The sequence below is a fragment of the Mesorhizobium sp. B1-1-6 genome, assembly GCF_006443035.1.
Lineage (GTDB): Bacteria > Pseudomonadota > Alphaproteobacteria > Rhizobiales > Rhizobiaceae > Mesorhizobium.
On sequence record NZ_VFWR01000006.1, the window covers coordinates 1 to 17,078 of the forward strand.

The 17,078-nt window shown below is 60.2% G+C and carries 15 protein-coding genes and 1 pseudogene; 6 read left to right on the top strand and 10 right to left on the bottom strand.

Annotated features, from left to right (window positions below):
- Positions 1–430: 430 nt before the first annotated feature.
- The 9 genes and pseudogenes from FJ979_RS13270 to ehuB form a co-directional block, all read right to left on the bottom strand.
- Positions 431–835 (bottom strand): low affinity iron permease family protein, encoded by a 405-nt coding sequence (locus tag FJ979_RS13270; RefSeq protein ID WP_140499750.1) that lies wholly within the window; start codon positions 833–835, stop codon positions 431–433.
- 220 nt (positions 836–1,055) lie between these two features.
- Entirely contained in the window at positions 1,056–1,586 is a 531-nt protein-coding gene (locus FJ979_RS13275; protein WP_140499748.1) for an MgtC/SapB family protein, read from the bottom strand.
- 255 nt (positions 1,587–1,841) lie between these two features.
- Positions 1,842–2,156, bottom strand: coding sequence for a hypothetical protein (locus FJ979_RS13280; RefSeq protein ID WP_140560120.1), 315 nt, complete (start codon positions 2,154–2,156; stop codon positions 1,842–1,844).
- A 576-nt stretch (positions 2,157–2,732) separates the two neighbouring features.
- Positions 2,733–3,743 (bottom strand): annotated as a pseudogene (locus tag FJ979_RS13285) (pyridoxal-phosphate dependent enzyme); the annotation flags it as partial.
- A 211-nt stretch (positions 3,744–3,954) separates the two neighbouring features.
- On the bottom strand, positions 3,955–4,980 hold the full coding sequence (locus FJ979_RS13290; RefSeq protein ID WP_140581354.1) for a succinylglutamate desuccinylase/aspartoacylase family protein: 1,026 nt from the start codon (positions 4,978–4,980) through the stop codon (positions 3,955–3,957).
- A 16-nt stretch (positions 4,981–4,996) separates the two neighbouring features.
- Positions 4,997–5,812, bottom strand: a complete 816-nt coding sequence (locus FJ979_RS13295) for an amino acid ABC transporter ATP-binding protein (protein ID WP_224646666.1) — start codon at positions 5,810–5,812, stop codon at positions 4,997–4,999.
- Entirely contained in the window at positions 5,809–6,468 is a 660-nt protein-coding gene (locus tag FJ979_RS13300; protein ID WP_140499741.1) for an amino acid ABC transporter permease, read from the bottom strand. The genes FJ979_RS13295 and FJ979_RS13300 overlap by 4 nt, the downstream gene beginning before the upstream one ends.
- Complete coding sequence (locus tag FJ979_RS13305) at positions 6,458–7,117, bottom strand: amino acid ABC transporter permease (RefSeq protein ID WP_140499739.1); 660 nt, start codon at positions 7,115–7,117, stop codon at positions 6,458–6,460. Before FJ979_RS13305 ends, FJ979_RS13300 begins: the two co-directional genes overlap by 11 nt.
- 171 nt (positions 7,118–7,288) lie before the next feature.
- Entirely contained in the window at positions 7,289–8,104 is an 816-nt protein-coding gene (gene ehuB / locus FJ979_RS13310) for an ectoine/hydroxyectoine ABC transporter substrate-binding protein EhuB (protein ID WP_246678977.1), read from the bottom strand.
- Here ehuB and FJ979_RS32990 point away from each other — a divergent pair.
- The 6 genes from FJ979_RS32990 (at position 8,037) to FJ979_RS13330 (ending at position 12,141) form a co-directional block, all read left to right on the top strand.
- Complete coding sequence (locus tag FJ979_RS32990; protein ID WP_246679311.1) at positions 8,037–8,186, top strand: hypothetical protein; 150 nt, start codon at positions 8,037–8,039, stop codon at positions 8,184–8,186. The genes ehuB and FJ979_RS32990 overlap by 68 nt on opposite strands.
- A gap of 182 nt (positions 8,187–8,368) precedes the next feature.
- Positions 8,369–9,112, top strand: coding sequence for a GntR family transcriptional regulator (locus FJ979_RS13315; RefSeq protein ID WP_140581358.1), 744 nt, complete (start codon positions 8,369–8,371; stop codon positions 9,110–9,112).
- Positions 9,113–9,187: 75 nt separating this feature from the next.
- Positions 9,188–10,351 (top strand): M24 family peptidase, encoded by a 1,164-nt coding sequence (locus tag FJ979_RS13320; RefSeq protein WP_140581359.1) that lies wholly within the window; start codon positions 9,188–9,190, stop codon positions 10,349–10,351.
- 210 nt (positions 10,352–10,561) lie between these two features.
- Complete coding sequence (locus FJ979_RS13325) at positions 10,562–11,263, top strand: response regulator transcription factor (protein ID WP_140499732.1); 702 nt, start codon at positions 10,562–10,564, stop codon at positions 11,261–11,263.
- Positions 11,264–11,314: 51 nt separating this feature from the next.
- Complete coding sequence (locus tag FJ979_RS33330; protein ID WP_263493742.1) at positions 11,315–11,437, top strand: hypothetical protein; 123 nt, start codon at positions 11,315–11,317, stop codon at positions 11,435–11,437.
- Between the two features lie 422 nt (positions 11,438–11,859).
- Positions 11,860–12,141, top strand: a complete 282-nt coding sequence (locus tag FJ979_RS13330) for an HU family DNA-binding protein (protein ID WP_095089546.1) — start codon at positions 11,860–11,862, stop codon at positions 12,139–12,141.
- An 860-nt stretch (positions 12,142–13,001) separates the two neighbouring features.
- On the opposite strand, the gene FJ979_RS13335 is transcribed toward FJ979_RS13330, so the two are convergent.
- Positions 13,002–16,883: an autotransporter domain-containing protein gene (locus FJ979_RS13335; protein WP_140581361.1), complete on the bottom strand. Its 3,882-nt coding sequence runs from the start codon at positions 16,881–16,883 to the stop codon at positions 13,002–13,004.
- Between the last annotated feature and the right edge of the window lie 195 nt (positions 16,884–17,078).

Genomic DNA, 17,078 nt, shown 5'->3' on the forward strand with positions numbered 1-17,078 from the left:
CGCGCTGATCAGCCCGGCCCATGCCGGAGAGCACGGCGACCAATGCCGTCAGCTACACCACTCCCCGGGACACGATCCTCGCCCGCTTCCGAAAGGTGGCGGGGCCTTTGGTCATGTAAGCGGAACCTGACATTCGGCGATTGGTTTCGATGATGGCAGCGTTCCCTCACGCTGCTGGCCGAGGTTCTCAAACCTTGGTCGGGCCCGCATCGCCCCGCCAGTGGTGCGGGCCCACAAAGCGCCAGCACTGGAACCAAGCCCGCCGGCTCCGGCCAGCGGTTTTTTTGTTCGGGGGCAAAACGAAACCGCCTCGGGCAAGTTAGGACACCTCGCTCGATTGCTCGGGAATGTGGCCGGCATTCCCGAATTGCATGCACTGGATCTGATCATCGGCCCAGGCTGGAATTCGTTGCTGCGCGAAGCCGATTTCTCAAAGACCGGCCTTGACTCCTGTGTCGGCGTTAGTTCGACCCAGATTAGCTTCTTTTCTGTCTTTGGCTCGCGCGCAGAGCGATCGATATTGCTCGACCTCTGCCTCGGTCAGGTGCTCGATGCCTATAAAATCGTTCTTGGCCGCACCCGAGCGGATCAGTTCATCGAGCTTCGCCTGGAGCGCGGCCCCGTCCCGGTTTTGAGTATTCTGGATTAAAAACACCATCAGGAACGTGATGATGGTCGTGCCTGTATTGATTATGAGCTGCCACGTCTCGGAGTAGTCGAATATGGGACCGGTTGCCGCCCAAATGACAACTGATGCGACACAAAGCGCGAAAGCCCAAGGACGGCCTGTCGCATGCGCGACGGCACCTGCCAGATGGTTGAAGATCTTTTCCATGCTAAGTTCCCGAGGTGAGGCGACCCGCCGTAATAACAAGCCGCGCTAAACGATCCATCACTTGGCAGTGATTGGGTCAAGTCGTCAGATTTGCGTTGACAGTCAACCACAAGCATACGCTTCTCATCACGTCGGCACCTCGGGGCCACTACAGCAGCAGGGGCGTGTCACGCCAAACTGAAGAAGCTCTGTGACAAGGAACATGATCCCAATCCGCAGCCTATTGCCACTTTGACCCATCTTCTTCCGATTTTGGAGTTCTTTGGCCGTTGTTTTCGCGAATCCCGGATTTGGCCGCAAGACTATAAAGAAGGCCTGCCACGACAAGCACCAAAAACGTGCCGAGCGCCGCGACCTGCCACAGCCCGAGCCCGCATGCCACGCCAATAGCACCAGCCAGCCACATTCCTGCGCCGGTCGTCAGCCCGTGAACCTCGCCTTTCGAAAACAAAATGGACCCGGCAGCAAGGAAGGCGACGCCAGCGGTAACCGCTTCGACAACTCGGATCGGATCGACCTTGACGGATTCTTGCACAAACAGCGGAGCATGTACGATTTCAATCGTCAGAATACCGAAAGTAGCCGCTGCCACGCAGATCAGGATGTGGGTGCGAAGCCCAGCAGGCCGATTTCGCCATTCGCGTTCGAAACCAATCACAGCGCCGAAGATCGAGGCCAACAGAAGCCTCGCCGCGATAACCGGAAATGGGACGTATGTCGGATGGCCGAATTCTTCGAAAAGTTCTTGCATGGGTAACCCAGGCTGATGGGCCACAACGTGCTCGGGCGGGCCAGGTTCCGAACGGCGGAGGTGCGGGCAATCATGCGGGCCGGATCGGCAAGGGGACTTCTCCTGTCATCTGCCGAAGATCCTTTCCCGGCCGACCTTCTTCGTCGAAGGCGGCAGCCTTCCCGGGCCGTCAATCAGTCTGTTCGGGCGTTTCAGCAAGCAGCCTCAAGGAAGCGGCTGCTTTCCATGACGTTGCATTCAGTATGCCAAACACGCTCAATGCATTGTCAGCCCATCGATTTGGTAACGGCAAAGAAAGATTGCGATCCCCCGGCATGTTTCCAAGTCCGGCGCCGCTCGCATGATGGATTCGTAGGTGTGTTCTCCAAGAACACCAAAGACCGGGATCAGAAGAAAATCCTGGGAGCGGTCGAGTCCATCGGCCGTGACGACGAATCTGAAGCCGGTGAATTCAGCATTCAGTCCATCCTCGATCTTCGTCAACAACAACGAATCATCAAATCTTGTGCCAATCGGCGGAACGACAATGAAGTCTAGGCAAGGCCCATCTTTGGTCGGCAAGAATTCCATAGATGCCCCCTGTGCCGGTAACGAGGTCCAGCCCGTCAGAATAGGCATAGGCCGGCCGACGGAGCAAATTCTACTCGATCTTTGTCCACAGAGTTGTGGTGTTGGCTAATTAAACACTAACAGAATCACCTCGATGCCAGGCTTCGCGGTTGCGCAGGATCGGGCCACCATGGCGAACCGATCTAGCCCCTATCCGTATTTTGGCTACGCTGACGGTATCGTATTGGCGGCGCTCGCGACCAAAACGAGGCAGTAGAGTCGCGAGTAGTTGCTGACCGCTGAGCTTGGTTATTGTTGACTTTCGGCCGGTATCGCAGGGGCCGGCGGGAACAGATCCGGGTTAGAATTATATAACTTTAATTTAAGAATCGAGCACACCTGTCCCATCCGGCTGGGGCGTCCTCAGATTTTCTAAAATGTAAACTGCCGCTCGAATGAACTGGTTCCCGACTATTCGTTTTGATCCAACAAACCCATGTTGGACACAGAGGACGGCGACCCTTCGTTTCAATTGTAGGAATGTGCGTCAACATTCTTGCGATCACCTTACCCGCGGTGTGCGCCTGCTCTAGCCGATCAGATGAAAGTACACGAACTGCTTGGGGGCGGAGCAACCGGCACTGCCTCAAATGGAGCGAGTTCCTCGGGTGCGGCGATAGGGGACGAGAAGGTCTGGAAATCGGAAAAGCCGCTCGACGTGCCGACAAGCACGACCGCGGCGTCCGATGAAATCACACCTTGGGGAACGAGTTTCTTCAGGCCAGTCAAAGCCGCGGCGCTCGAGAGTTCAAGATAAAACCCGCAACGCGCCAACCGCTTCTGATCGTCGCGCGCGGCCATATCGTCAACTGCCACTGCCGATCCCTTGCAAGAGGCGATCGCATCCAATGCCTGGTAGGTCACGGTCGAACCACCGATTGAAGTCAAGGCCGAGCTGCCTGCAAAATTGCCGCGATAGTCCTCCCCGGCAAGCACTCTCGAAATCCGGCCGAACGGCTCAACGGCATGGATTCGGGGCCGTTCTTCGACAAGCCCGGCGGCCTGCAGGTCGCAATATCCGCGTGCAACACCCCACAGCAGGTCCGCTCTCGATGTCGGAACGAGGATATCGCTGCATGCGCTGGCGCCCAGCTCGAGAAAGATCTCAAAGGCGAGCGACCTGTAGCCATCCACTCCGAAAGGATTGCTGCCGACGGGCGGAACAGCAAAATTGGTGGCCGGGTACCACTCCCCGGCTCTGACCCGATCTGCGAGCACCTGCCAGCGACCCTGCGCGGTTTCGCTGGCGAGCAACGTCGCCCCGTGCATCTCGATCGCGTGGCGCCAGTTCGGGCTGATGTCGGGCGTCGTCACGATCACGCAATCGAGCCCGACATGAGCCGCGTAAGCAGCCAGCGACACACCGGCATTGCCGCTTGAGGCCGCGGCTACCGTCGACGCACCGATCTCCAGCGCACGTTGGACGACGAACCTGCTCATGCGGTCCTTGTGTGATCCAGTCGGGTTGGCGCCCTCATTCTTGAGGAAAAGCGCGCGAACGCCGATCTCTTTCGCGAGTCCCTCCAGTCGCACAAGCGGTGTGTTGCCCTCCCCGAGCGTTGGCTAGTTGCTGTAGACCTGCCAGTCATCGATGCGCTTCAGGGATTTGGGCAGTCCCTGATATTCGATCGCCAAGCTCGCCGGCAGATTTTGGCTCAGACAAATCGGGCAGCCTTCGAAGTGATCCGCGATCGGAAAGACAATCCGACAACGAATGCAGCGCAGACCAATCACACGCGGATTGAGGCTCGGAATTGGGCTAAGCATGCAAGGAGCCGCCGTCCATATCGGCCATGACCTTGAACAGGCAGTCACCGCGGTTCGTGAGCGATGGCACCCTACGGCACGCCACGAGACCGGACGATTCAAAGAACAGCGTTTCAGGTTCGCGGGTCGGTAAATCCGGAAAGTGGATGCGACCTGCGATCTGGCCCGTCACAACTTCATCGCCTATGTTCGCGGCCGGCTCGAAAACGCCTCGATCGCGCGCATAGACAAATGCGCTGTGACCGCTGACCGTCATGAGGCGCGTGGGGGAAGCGGGCTCGACGGCGACATCGCGCAGAATCCCCTGGTCTTTCAACACGCGCCTTAGTCCCGCCTCGGCAAGCGACAGCCCCCACCTGGACAAGGTTGCGCCCCCGCCAAGTTCGGTGGTCAGCGCCAGCGCGCCACGTTCCTGCGCGGCCGCTGCAAGTGTTGTAAGGCCGCCGCCGCCGGTTCCATCGCTTACGAAGCTGATTGGTGCTCCAAATAGCCGCAACAGCCTGAGCAGTGATGTATGCTCGTCGGAGGTCCGTCCTGGACGCACCAGGGAGCTCGCCACATAGTTGAGCGAACGGCCGCCCGAGTGGAGATCGACGACGACATCGGCCATCGGGATCAAGACCTTGCAGACATAGTGGGCGATCATCTCGGTCGGGGTTCCGTTCGCATCGCCTGGAAACAGGCGATTGAGATTGCCTTGGTCAAGTGGCGATACGCGGCGTCCCGCCGTGACCGCGGGAAAGTTGAGCGCCGGAAGGATGAGGAGCCGGCCCGAAACCTGGTCGACGTCGATCTCTCGAGCCAGATTGGAAAGGGCGATCTGGCCCTCGTATTCGTCGCCATGGTTGCCGGCGACCAACAACGCCGTCGGCCCGGACCCATTTTTGATGCACACCAGCGGGATCGGTATCCAGCCATAGGCGGACAGGTCGGACGAATGGGGCAATCTCAGACAGTCCGACTGCTTTCCCTCAGCCTCATAGTCGATCGGTGTCCAGATCCGTGTTTCGCCAGTCATGGTCGATCCTCTTTGTTCAACGAAGCACCTTCTCCAGGAAGAGCCGCGTCCGCTCCTGGCTCGGCGCGGCGAAGAAGTTGGCGGGCGACGCCATCTCGACGATGGTTCCCTGATCCATGAACACCACCTGGTCGGCGATCTTGCGGGCGAAGCCCATTTCATGGGTGACGCAAAGCATCGTCATGCCGTCCGCGGCGAGGCCGACCATGACATCGAGCACTTCCTTGACCATCTCCGGATCAAGCGACGATGTCGGCTCGTCGAAGAGCATGATCTTCGGATTCATGCAGAGCGCGCGCGCTATCGCTACGCGCTGCTGCTGACCACCGGAAAGCTCGCCCGGATATTTGTGCGCCTGCTCCGGTATCCTGACCCGCTCGAGATAGTGAAGCGCGATGGCGGCAGCCTCGGCCTTGGACTTGCCGAGGGCACGTCTTAAGGCAATCGTGCAGTTAGACATGACTGTCAGATGTGGAAACAGATTGAATTGCTGGAAAACCATCCCGATTTCGCGCCGAATTTTCTGCAGCTGTTTCTGATCCCGGGTGATATCGGCGCCGCCAATGCGAATGGCGCCGCTGCGGAAGCGCTCCAGCCCGTTTACACACCTGATCAGGGTTGATTTTCCCGATCCTGACGGACCGCAAATCACCAACCGGGCGCCTTGCGGAACGGCAAGATCGATGTTCTTCAGAGCATGGAAGCTGCCAAACCACTTGTTGAGTGCGATGATCTCGACGGCCGGTTGATCCGGGCGGGCCGGGTTACTGCCTTGCCCGATTTCAGTCGGCCCAAGGATCGGGTGTTGCATTGCATGGACAGCGTCGTTCATCGGCTCTCTGGGCCCAGCAACTTGCGTTCGAGAAGCTTGACCATCTGAGCGATCGTCAGGGCCAGAACGAGAAATACAATGCCGACGACCGTTAGCGGCTCGGCATAGCGATAGGAGTCGGAGGCGATGTCTAGTGCCCTGCCCAGCATTTCCGGCACGGCGATGACGGCCAGATAAGGAGTCGCTTTCAGGATCGAGACAAAGTGGTTCCCGACAGGGGCCGCGACGTTGCGCAGCATCTGGGGAGCCAGGATGAAGAACACGGTATCGATCCGGTTCAATCCCACTGCCTTGGCGGCTTCGGCTTGGCCTTTAGGAATGGCGTCGATGCCAGCCTTGAATACCTCAGCCAGATATCCGCTGAAATAGATGCTCAGGCCCAGTATGCCGACCACGGACGCCGGCAGCGTGAAACCCCAATGAGGAAGGACGAAATAAAGGAAATAGAGCCAGACCAGCACGGGTGTCGAGCGGATGAAGTCGATTGCGAAACGCATCAGATATCCGGACACGGATCCTGCTCGCCGAGTGATCTCAAAGCTGAATCCGAGGATAGAGGCGCCGGCGCAACTCAGCAGCGCAACGCCGATGGTGGTCCCGATGACGCTAAGGATCGTCGGAAGGGTCGAGGCGGCGAAGGCAAGATCAAAATTCATTTGTCAGGCCCCTCCCCGCGCCAATGCGCTGCTCCACCCATCGGCCAAACACCGTGACAGGATAACAGATCACGAAATAGGCAAGCAGAAGTGACGTGTAGACGCCGACAGGGTTGTATTGGAGTTCCGCGATTTCCTTTGCCCGGAACGTCATGTCGGTTAGAGTTACAAGAGAGACCAATGCAGTGCCTTTGATCAACTGGATGAACTGGTTGATGAAGGTCGGCGCCATCCTGGTCAGTGCTTGCGGCAATTCGATCAGGCTGAGGATATGCCGGCGCGGCAGCCCGAGCGCAGAACCGGCTTCGATCTGACCTCGATCGAGTGACTGGAGACCGGCTCGGACGGCCTGGCTTCCATACCCACCGGCGTTCAACCCCAGCACCATAGCGCTCACGGCGATCGCTGGAAGTTGGATGCCGACGACCGGCAGGACGTAGTAGAAGACAAAGAGCAGAATGATCACCGCGGAGCTACGCCAGAATTCTATGACGGCAGTGATGGCGAAGCGTGCGACGCCGCTGGTCAGATATTGGGCTACGCCGAAAATCAAGGCGAAGGGCACGGCAAACAGCACGCCCAACGCGGTAACCACGGCCGTTATGCGGAACCCTTGGAAAATGCCGACGAAAATCTCGATAATGGTCACGCTTGAACGTCCCTGGATCCTGAACGCCTCGATGAAGCGGGGCGTTCGCTCGGTCGTATATTGGGCTTCGCTGGCCAAGATGCGGTGGGGCTAGGCCGTAGGAATGCAGGCTGTCCAGCAACGCTTAATCTCGCCTGACGCCCCGATTTTCTCCCGCCGCCTTGCAGCCGGTCAGTCCTGCCCCTTGCACACCTGATCGCTGGTCAGATCCGGCGCCTTCTCCTGATCGGTAAATCCGTTCCTGGCCATTATGCGCGCGACCGTGCCATCGAGCTTGAGCGCCTCGAGCCGGGAATTGTACAGGTCTCGCAGGTCACCATCGTCCTTGCGAAACGCAATCGCCGAATAGCCGAACCGTTCCTTGCCACCTTCCTGCACCCCCTGGAAGGGCAAGGCGCGTTCGACCCTATGGATGTTCTCGTCGGCGAGAATGCGGGCCACTGTCGGCGCCGAAAATGCCGCAACGTCGATCCGGCCGGTGAGCAGCGCGGAAACGTTTGATTGGATATCGGGGAAAAGCTGCGTGCGTTGCTCCACCAGACCTGCGGCCGCCGCATTCTTCGCAGTCGTGCTGCCGCGCCCCACACCAAACTTGATCTCGGGGTTTGCCGCGATTTGGGCGTAGCTGTGAATCTTCTTCGGATTGCCCTCGGCGACCAGGGCGGCATCCGCAAGCTTGAGATCGGGGTCGCTGAAGGCGACGACCGCGCAACGCTCCGGCGTGATGTAGAGACCGGCGGCGATCGCATCAAAACGCTGTGCTGTAAGTGCGGGGATCAACGCGCCGAATTCGGTGACGACGATTTCCACCTTACCCACCCCAAGACCCTCAAAGGCAGCCTTGATCAGATCGGGATGAAAGCCCGCAGGGTCGCCATTCTTGTCGCGAAATCCCCAAGGAGCGCCATTGGAGATGCCGATGACGATCTTGCCCTCACGCAAGACCCTTTCGCGCGTCGTCTCGGCTCTCGAAGCGCCAGCCGTCAAAAAGAGAAAAGCGCAGGCTGCCGCTGCGGCCGTGATCTTGCTGAAGAGCCGGTACTTGCTTGCCATGCGGCTTACTCCCTGAGCATCGAATGTCCTTAAAGGTAGACCAGGTATAACAGGTATGTCAAATTTTTATGAAGATGATATTTGAGTTTTGTAAAATTCCGCTGCGCGATGGATCCAGCAATGCGAGCAACGTGACGGGGATAGACATCCCCCACTGCATGCGCTAGGTATCCCTAGTATACCAAGGTGGGAGTTGAAATGAACGGACAAACCGGGACGGTCCTTCACGAGAACGTACGCCATGAAATCATGCGCCGGGTACGTGCTGGAGAATATGCGATCGGCGAATCCCTGCCCTCAACAGCGGCTTTGGCAGAGGAGTTCGCGGTAAGCCCAATCACCATCAAACGGGCATTGCGCGATCTCCAGCCTGCCGGGATCTTGCGTTCGGTGCCCGGGCTGGGGACCTTCGTGCGGGAGCAACGAAGGTTCGTTCGTGACCTCGATTTCTCGCTTACCTCTCACGACGACGCTTTGCGGCTTGGCCTGAAGCCCACGATTCGCCTCCTCTCGCTGACGCAAGAAAAGATACAGGACCCGGCCTTTGATGCGCTTGAGCCGCCTGATGGGCTGATGTTGTGTGTTCGCAAGGTGATTTCCACCGACGGCACGCCAATTATGTATGACACCTCATACCTGCCCCGTTCCCTGAGCGACGAGGTGGTTGGTGAGTTCGGGGAAAAGTTCATCAGCGACGCGTTGCGCGCTCATGGAACACAATTCACCAAAACCAAGTTGCTGATCGATGCCGCACCGGCTTCCGAGCAAGCCCAACAGACCTTCACGATCAAGAACGGATATCCAACGCTGCGTCGCCTCTATCGGTTGAGCACGACCGACAAGTCCTTCTCGGTCTTCGGCGTAACGGAATCGCCCTTCGACCGCCTGGCCTGCGTGGTGGAACTGGATGCGAGGAGCAAAGGCTCGAAGTCGAAAAGGTAGGGGGCGAGTGAACAGCTCGGCGAACCGGGCTGCGCAAAGCGACGATAATCAGAGACAGTCCAGGAGCAGGCGACCATGCTTCCAGCACCACCATCACCCGATGTGCCCCTTGACGAGCTGGCCACGCGGCTCGCCGCCGTCCGGCGCGAAATGGCCCATGACGCGGTCGACTTCCTGGTTCTCACCAATCAGAAAAACATCGAGTATTTCACCGACTACCGAACATTGTCGTGGGGCTATCATTCGCGGCCGTTGTTCGTGGTGATCGACCAGCGCGACATACTCGTCATAGCCAACCGGATTGAGTCCAGAAACCTTGAATCGAGGCCGAGGGCTTTTTCGATCGTCTACTATGCTGGCTATCTTGCGGAAGGCGCGCGCGCCATCGTCCAGGAGATTTCCGCTCGCGATCCGGCTGCTACGACAAAAGCCGCGATCGACTATGGACAGGACATGCTTGGTCGCGGTTCTCTGGAGATCGTGGATGGCTTGAGAGCGCGCGGTGGCCGGCTGGAGAGCGCCACGGATCTTTTGTGGCGAACCCGCATCATCAAATCGCCGTTCGAAGCTGGCCTCAAGCGCATCTCCTTCGAGATCGTCAACGCCGCCTTCGATGATGCCGTTTCGCAGGCCAGTCTAGGCATTACCGAAGTCGAGCTTTGTCGGCAGATCCAGTCGCGTATTATCATGAATGGAGCGGAATGCGCCGATCCGATTGCAATGACCTTCTGCCGGGGGGAGTTCAACTACAGCCGCCCACCCCGGATGCAGCCCCTTGCGGTCGGCCAGTACGCCTGGACCGATTTCCGGTCCACCTATGGTGGCTATCCGGCTGATAGAAATCGCATTGCCCGCGGCGGCCTACCCGAACGCTGGGAGATCGATGCATACGAACGAACGCGCGGGCTCACGGTCGCGCTCGCAAATGGCGTCAGGGCGGGGATGACGTCCGGAGACGTTTTTTGGGCCTTTGAGCAGCTTTGGCGCGATGCAGGCTTGCCCCCCGCTTATGGTCTCGTTTCCCGGATCGGCCACGGCGGAGGGCTCGACGTCACCGAGCCGCCATCCATTTCTAAAGATAATCCCGAAATTATAAGGCCGGGCATGATCCTTCACCTTGAGCCCAAGCTGGAAATCAATGGCGCCGTCTTTCAATTCGAGGAAGTGATCTACGTTCGCGAGAAGGAAATCGAGTTCTTAAGTGAACTTTCCCCCGAACGGATGCCGGTCATCAACTAGGGATTTAGTGGGCGCGCAGGTCGTACTCGTTCGAAAAGGCTAAGCGACGCCTGAGGGCCGACTGGTGACCCGTATCGCAGGTCCTGCGAGGCACGAAGCCAATCGACTGAAAACCGGAGACGTTTCGGAAATCCGGCAGTTGCCTGGCAGTTGGGGTGTGCCAAGAGACGGGCATTGCGCCACGCCGCCTGAGAGAACTGAACCGCGACTATGAAGCCACTCATCGTGATATGCACGCATGACGCGGAGTTTTATCTCGTGCTCAGCCACATTCTTGCCGTGGACGGATTCACCAGTGCGCTGACCAGCAACGTGGATGAAATCTTTGAATTGGCAGCCGAGACAACGGTGCGGGCCTGTGTGCTCGATTGCCGGCCAGACAATCGTATGGCCGACAACTGTGCCCGACTCAGGCAGGACGCCCGGACAAGCGCCCTCCCCGTCGTTGCGCTGATTGCAGCTGGTGCCGAGAACCAGCATCTGGCGTTGTTGAAGTCCGGAATCAACGAAAGTTTCGTGAGGCCATTGGCGCCGTCTAAGCTGCTTGACTACCTGCACTTCAAACTTGGAACCAGTCCAGAACCCGGCGTACGGACCCCGCCTGCCATGTCGCTGAAATATGGCGACGTCGAAATGCAGGTCGACAGCCATCACGTGCGTTGCAACGGCAGAGAAATTCTACTGGGACCGATAGAGTTCAGGCTGCTGCGTCATATGCTCGAGAACCCGGAAAAAGTGGTCAGCCGCGACGAGTTGATTGCGGTGGCCTGGCCGGGCAATGTTTATGTCGGTCCGCGCACGGTGGATGTTCATATCAGCCGGTTGCGCAAGTCGCTCAAGCATTCCTCACATGGCGATATCATTCGCACCGTACGGCTTGGTGGATACGCGCTGGAATATCACCCGTTTTGATCGGTGCCGTTCACCGGCAAGTAAAGATCACTTTCTCGCTAGAACAGGACTGTGCAGAGCCGGCCCACGCTTGGCGCCCATGTCGCCTCCTCCGATATCGATGTCGCAGCAGTCGAGGAGTTGGAAAAGGTGTGGAACATTGTCGAGTGCTTCGCCGGCAAAGCCAAAGCCTGAAGCCACGGATGTGATGCGACATTGCGTAGAGATCGCAGCCGGCCGCGCGTCGATGTCAGTCGTTGAAGTGTTGGTGAGGATCAGATCTTTAGCGCATGACCACCCGCGAGAAGCGCCTGTTGGAGCGCAATGGCACTTAGAGCGCTGCCCATAGCCGCGTCACACCTGATCCTCCACCGTATGGCTGAATGATCCCGCTGCGGTCACGCCTCACACACGGTGAGGCACTGGTGGGACGGGTCGCATCCACGCCGGACGTCTGATGCCGAGGTGATGCGCTGCGTGACTTTCGCGACAGAGTGGTGGAAATTCCTGGCTTGAGCGTTGGTTCGCACCGCATTCCGTTCCTTGACGCGATGACAATGTGGAATTGCCTGTGCCATAAGGCCAATCGTTGAATCAACTCAGAAGGGATGGAAACGATGGCTGTAAACACGATCGATATTGCCGAACGCCTTGCAGACGCGCACGGCCTGTCAAAAACCCAAGCGAAATCCGTGGTCGAGGATGTGTTGAAGGGCATTGCGGAAGCCGCTGCCAAGGGCGAGGAAATTAGCCTCAATGGCTTCGGCAAGTTCAAGGTCCAGAACAAACCAGCACGTGATGGCCGCAACCCGTCGACTGGCGCCACGATCAAGATCGCCGCATCGAAGAAGATCGTCTTCCAGCCGGCAAAGGCTCTCAAGGACTCGGTGAACGGCTGATCATTCAATGACGATACATCTCGTCTGATGGTAACGCGCTGTCCTGTTGGGCGACGGTGTCTCATGCCAAGATCATCAGCTTCTCATTGCTGCCGTTCTTAGGTCGAGGTCCCCGGCCGCGCGCCAATGCGCGGCCGGAAAATTCTCCAACAGCAGGCTGGCCGGAACCGCGCGGCAGCTCCGGCCGTCGCGCTTACTCGGCGGCGATGTTGAAGGGTTCGCCCCCCGGCCAAAGCGCTGCTGTCGGAGCGCGCACCGTTCATCCTGGCCGGCTCGGGGACTTCCGGCTCCAGTTCGGCAACGTTCGCCGAACTGACATCTGAACCTTCCTGCCGTTCACCAACCACCACAGGTTCCTGGGTCCCCAAGACAGAAGGCAGGCATCCGGCTCTGGCGAGCAACTGCTCGGCGGCTTCCGCCATTGGCCGCCGGCGAAGAGGCGGCAGTGGGGCTGTCAGACCTGAAAAAGCAGCGTCGCGCGCGGCGTCGAGGACATGTGCCTTGGTGGCGTCGGGACGGTTGACGTCCAAGAGCGATAGCGACACAAACCTGCACCGCGCTGCGTATGTCCAGCAGATGCAGCGCTACCTTCAGGTAGCTTCGGCGCCACGCGGTGCGATCGTGTATATGACACCGGCGAAATGTTGCCTGTCCTGCCGGTGAATTGAAGTTCAACATCTAAGCATCACAATCTTCGTTAGCCGCGAGCTGACGGTCAGCTTCTGGCTTTCGCAACGAAAATTGCCGACATTAAGTCTACTGGAACCGTAACAACGAATTGACCCGATCCTGACGACCAAGCATTCGCGGCGAATGCCAATTTCGCTGGCAATAGGAGCCTTCAAAGATTCCGCCACCGATCAAAATTTCACGGAAAGATCCGCCCTGAACCCGTGGTCACTGGTGCCGTCGCCGATCTGGCCGGAATAGGAGAGGCCGAGCGAGGTCTTTTCCGAGAGGGCGAGATCAAGCCCAGCTTCGAGCACGAGCGCGTCCTCAGCGATCGGTGTCCCGGCGACGGTGAAGGCCTCACCGCCGGTGAAGGCAAAATCGGCGAGCGGCGTGACGTCGCCGAAGGCATGTCGCCAGCCGAGCATGCCGCGCGCCGTGGCCTTCATCCCACCAAGCCCGAACTCGGTCGAAGCACGCAGGCCGAGCGTGGTGAAGGTGGCGTCGGTGGTACCGCTGGCGCCTGTGAGCGCGGCCGCCCCGCCATCCTCGGTAAAGCCGTAGCTATGCACGTTGACGTAAGCGAGATTGCCAAAAGGCTCCAAGGCGAAGGAGCCGCGGTCGATCCGGTAGCCGAGCTCGCCGAAGACCTGAGCCGTGCCGGCGTCGTAGTCGGCGGTGAGACGGTCGGTGAAGCCGGGAAAACTGACGGAGCGCGCCGTCTCGATGGCGTGCCATGTGTAGGCCGCACCGGCCCGCAGGCCAAGCGCGCCCCACTGGCCGCCACCATAAACACCGAGATGGTAATTGTCGCTGTCGCCGGAGGACGCGCGATCATCGACATCGAACGAGCTGCGGCTGTAACCGGCAAGCAGGCCCAGCCGCCAGTTTTCGGCGATCATTCCGTCTGCGCCGACAAGGAAGCCGCCGGTCGAGCGGTCAAGCGAAGCGGCGTTGCCATCGCTGTCCCATGTTCCCCATGAACCGAAGGCCTGCCCCCACGCCGCAAAGCGCTCCGTATCGGCCGGAGCGGGCGCTGCCCCTGGAGCACTATAGCGCGCGCTCTTGCCTTCTCGCACCAGCGCCTGTTCCTCAGGCGTCAGGGCGGAACCATCCGGCCCATAAGCCAGCACCGGCATGGAGGATCCAGAGCCATCCCCGAAGGCGGCCCGCACCCTGTTCGTTGCCGCCTCCCGCACGAAGCGGCTGTCGTCCAGCATGGCGCCCTTTATCGAAGCGTGTATCTCACCAGAAAGCTGATCGAAGGCATCCCGGGCCGTTTCCTCGTCGGGCAAGCCGACGATCGCGTCATAGATCGGATTGCCAGGCCCCTGGCCCTCGGCGCCATCGCCGACCGCACACTGGTTCGCAGAGATTGCGACATCGCAGAACGACGCGTCGTTGCGGGCTACGTCGAGATAGACGGCGTTTGGATCGTAGGCGAGCGAAAGGTCGACGAAAGGCGCGTTCTGGTCAAGTGTGCCATAGGTGCCGGTAACGCCGCCAGCGGCGGTCAGGATGGTGTAGCGGGTGCCGGTGTCGTAGCCGCCTGGCGCCTTGAGCGCAAAGACGGTGCCGCCCTCGATCCCGGCAGCACCGGTCACATCGATCAGGTCGGAACTGCCGTCCGGGTCGATTTCGGCTTCATAGGTGGATCCGGCAAGCTGGGTGTAGTCGCCGTCGACCGTAAGCGTCCCAATGGAGTTGCCTGGTGCGATGGTGCCCGCCACCGTTGTGGTTCCAACCGTGCCGTTGCCTTGCAAACGGCCGTTCGCCAGAACATCGATCGTGCCGCCGAGCGTTCCGTTGACCGCAAGCGTACCAGCATCGACGGTCGTGGCGCCGGCGAAGGCAGCGGAATTGCCGGTGACTTCCAGAAGGTCCGCACCTGTCTTCAGGAAGTCGCCGGCGCCCGAGATGCTGCCGGCGTAGGTTGCATTCGCACGTTGCTCAAACGTGAACGACGCGCCGGAGCCGATCGCGACATCGCCGCCGAAACGCTCGCCCGCGCTGACGAGGTCGCCGGCATCGACGGACCAGTCGAGCGTACTCATGCCGGCGAGAACCAGTGTGCCAGTGCCGTCCTTCACCATATTCCCCGAGCCGCCGATACCGCCAGCGAAAGTCGCGTTGCCATTCTGGTCGAACACCACCGTGCCGTCATTGCCGATATTACCGCGGAACGATGCGGCATTGCCGACAAGTGTACCGACCTCGATAAGCGTGTTCCCTTGGTAGCTGTTGGAGCCGGTGAGCGTCAGCGTGCCCGCGCCATCCTTGGTCAGGCTGCCGGAGCCGGAGATCGCACCGGTCACGGTGAGATTCGAATCGGTCTGGAAGATGCCGCCGCCAGCCTCAAGCGTGACGCTGCGTCCCGTTGCAAGCGCCGCCGTATTCTGCAGTGTGCCACCGTCGAAGGCCAGCCCGCCCGAGGCGGCGCCGAGATTTGCGTCGGCTGAAACCTGCAGTGTGCCGTTCAGGATGGACGTGCCACCCGTGTAGCTGTTGGCACCGGACAGCGTCAGCGTGCCGGCGCCGGTCTTGATGAGGGAGCCGCCGCCTGTGACGACACCGGCGGCGGTGAGGTCGGCCCCAGTCAAAAAGGTGCCGCCGCCTGCGTTCAGCGTGACGTTTCGCGCTGTCGTGAGGGCCGCCGTGTTCCGCAGCGTACCCCCGTCGAAGGTAAGCCCGCCCGACGGGGCGCCGAGATTGGCATCGGAGGAGATCGACAGCGTGCCCCGATTGATGGTCCAGGGTGTCACCGTGCCTGTTGCTCCCGTCAGTGTCCAAATGCTGGTGCCTGTCTTCGAGAACACGCCGAAGCCCTGGTACTGAGCGGCCACGCCGATCTGTGAGACGTCGAAGCTGGCATTCGCGCTGCCGCCCAATGCTAGGGTGTCGGCGCTGCTGAAGGCGACGACGTTGCCCGTAATCATCGAGCCGGCTTCAAGCATCAGTGTGTTGGCACCGCCAGCAAAGACAATCGCGTTGGTCCCGGATGCGCCCGAAATCGAGCCCCTGTTGACAATCGTCAGATCGCTTCCGCTCACCCCGAAGCCGGCGGACCCAGCCGTACCGTCATTGGTGCCTCCGGTCCCGGCAACGCCGCCAGTACCTCCCGTGATTGTTCCGCTGTTGCTAATTGTTGCGCCACTTCCGGTGACGCCTATCCCGCCATTGCCGCCATTGCCGCCCGTGGTGGGAGCCGCATTGTCGTTGCCACCGCTGCCGCCATTGCCGCCGGTGATCGTCCCGAGGTTAGTGAATGTGGCTCCGGAGACAAGCGAAACGCCGGCGCTTCCATTGCCGCCATGACCGCCGAGCACCGGGATCGTTTGCGTCGAGCAGCAGCCGACGTTGTTGCCGCCGTTGCCGCCGTTGCCGCCGGAAATTGTGGAGCCGTTGGTAATTGTCGAGGCGCCCGCCGTGGCAAGTCCGATACCTCCATCGCCGCCGTTGGCGCCAAACGGATTTTGAGAAATTCCGCCGTTGCCACCGTTGCCACCGGTGATTGAGGCGTCGACTCTGACAGTCGCGCCATTTTCGACCACCACGCCATAGCCGCCGGCGCCGCCGCCTCCGCCTGCGCTACCAAGCCCATTGCCGCCATTTCCGCCATTGCCACCAGCGATTGGGCTGGACACGCTGGAATTCGTCGTCACCATGTGGCCGTGCGCGCCACCGCCACCACCGCCGCCGTTGAAGGTTAGAAAGGCGTCGGCATTCGCGCCGCTCACGCCGTTGCCGTTGTTGATCCCCGAGACGCCGCCGGTGCCGCCAAAAGCGCCATTTTGACTGGTGCCACCGGTGCCGCCGGTCGTGCCACCACCACCGCCACCGCCGGCGGCCGTGTTCGTTTGGCCGTTCCCGCCATTCACGCCGGCAGTCGTCGCCTTGCTCGCACCGCCAGGTCCACCCACGCTGTCGCCGTCGATGAAGTTTCCACCACCCGTGCCGCCGCTTTGTGCCAGCGCTGGAGCCGAAAACGCCAGCGGGCCGACCAGCGTTGCGGTCAAGGAAACAAGTGCAGTGGAGCTTACAAGCGCGGTGCGCCAGGACAGGTTCCGAGGCATGAGCCCCTCCATTATGTCCGGCTTCGGCATTCCCGACCCGATGAAGGCGGCCCCCCGAAAGCCTGTCGTCCCCAAGACCAGCGGAGGCGCGGAGGCGATCAAAAGTCGCCACCCGCGCCAGCCCGTCACCCGCGTTCGCGCACGTTAACTCAACCCAAAGCTGTCGTCCCCGCAGAGGTGGCGAATGAGCTGTCT

What these genes read in the sequence shown, in the direction of transcription:
- FJ979_RS13315 (WP_140581358.1), top strand. Translation starts at nt 8,369, where the DNA reads ATGAACGGACAAACCGGGACGGTCCTTCACGAGAACGTACGCCATGAA.
- FJ979_RS13335 (WP_140581361.1), bottom strand. Translation starts at nt 16,883, where the DNA reads ATGCCTCGGAACCTGTCCTGGCGCACCGCGCTTGTAAGCTCCACTGCA.
- FJ979_RS13325 (WP_140499732.1), top strand. Translation starts at nt 10,562, where the DNA reads ATGAAGCCACTCATCGTGATATGCACGCATGACGCGGAGTTTTATCTC.
- FJ979_RS13280 (WP_140560120.1), bottom strand. Translation starts at nt 2,156, where the DNA reads ATGGAATTCTTGCCGACCAAAGATGGGCCTTGCCTAGACTTCATTGTC.
- FJ979_RS13300 (WP_140499741.1), bottom strand. Translation starts at nt 6,468, where the DNA reads ATGAATTTTGATCTTGCCTTCGCCGCCTCGACCCTTCCGACGATCCTT.
- FJ979_RS32990 (WP_246679311.1), top strand. Translation starts at nt 8,037, where the DNA reads ATGACGATCTTGCCCTCACGCAAGACCCTTTCGCGCGTCGTCTCGGCT.
- FJ979_RS13270 (WP_140499750.1), bottom strand. Translation starts at nt 835, where the DNA reads ATGGAAAAGATCTTCAACCATCTGGCAGGTGCCGTCGCGCATGCGACA.
- FJ979_RS13275 (WP_140499748.1), bottom strand. Translation starts at nt 1,586, where the DNA reads ATGCAAGAACTTTTCGAAGAATTCGGCCATCCGACATACGTCCCATTT.
- FJ979_RS13330 (WP_095089546.1), top strand. Translation starts at nt 11,860, where the DNA reads ATGGCTGTAAACACGATCGATATTGCCGAACGCCTTGCAGACGCGCAC.
- FJ979_RS13295 (WP_224646666.1), bottom strand. Translation starts at nt 5,812, where the DNA reads ATGAACGACGCTGTCCATGCAATGCAACACCCGATCCTTGGGCCGACT.
- FJ979_RS13320 (WP_140581359.1), top strand. Translation starts at nt 9,188, where the DNA reads ATGCTTCCAGCACCACCATCACCCGATGTGCCCCTTGACGAGCTGGCC.
- FJ979_RS13290 (WP_140581354.1), bottom strand. Translation starts at nt 4,980, where the DNA reads ATGACTGGCGAAACACGGATCTGGACACCGATCGACTATGAGGCTGAG.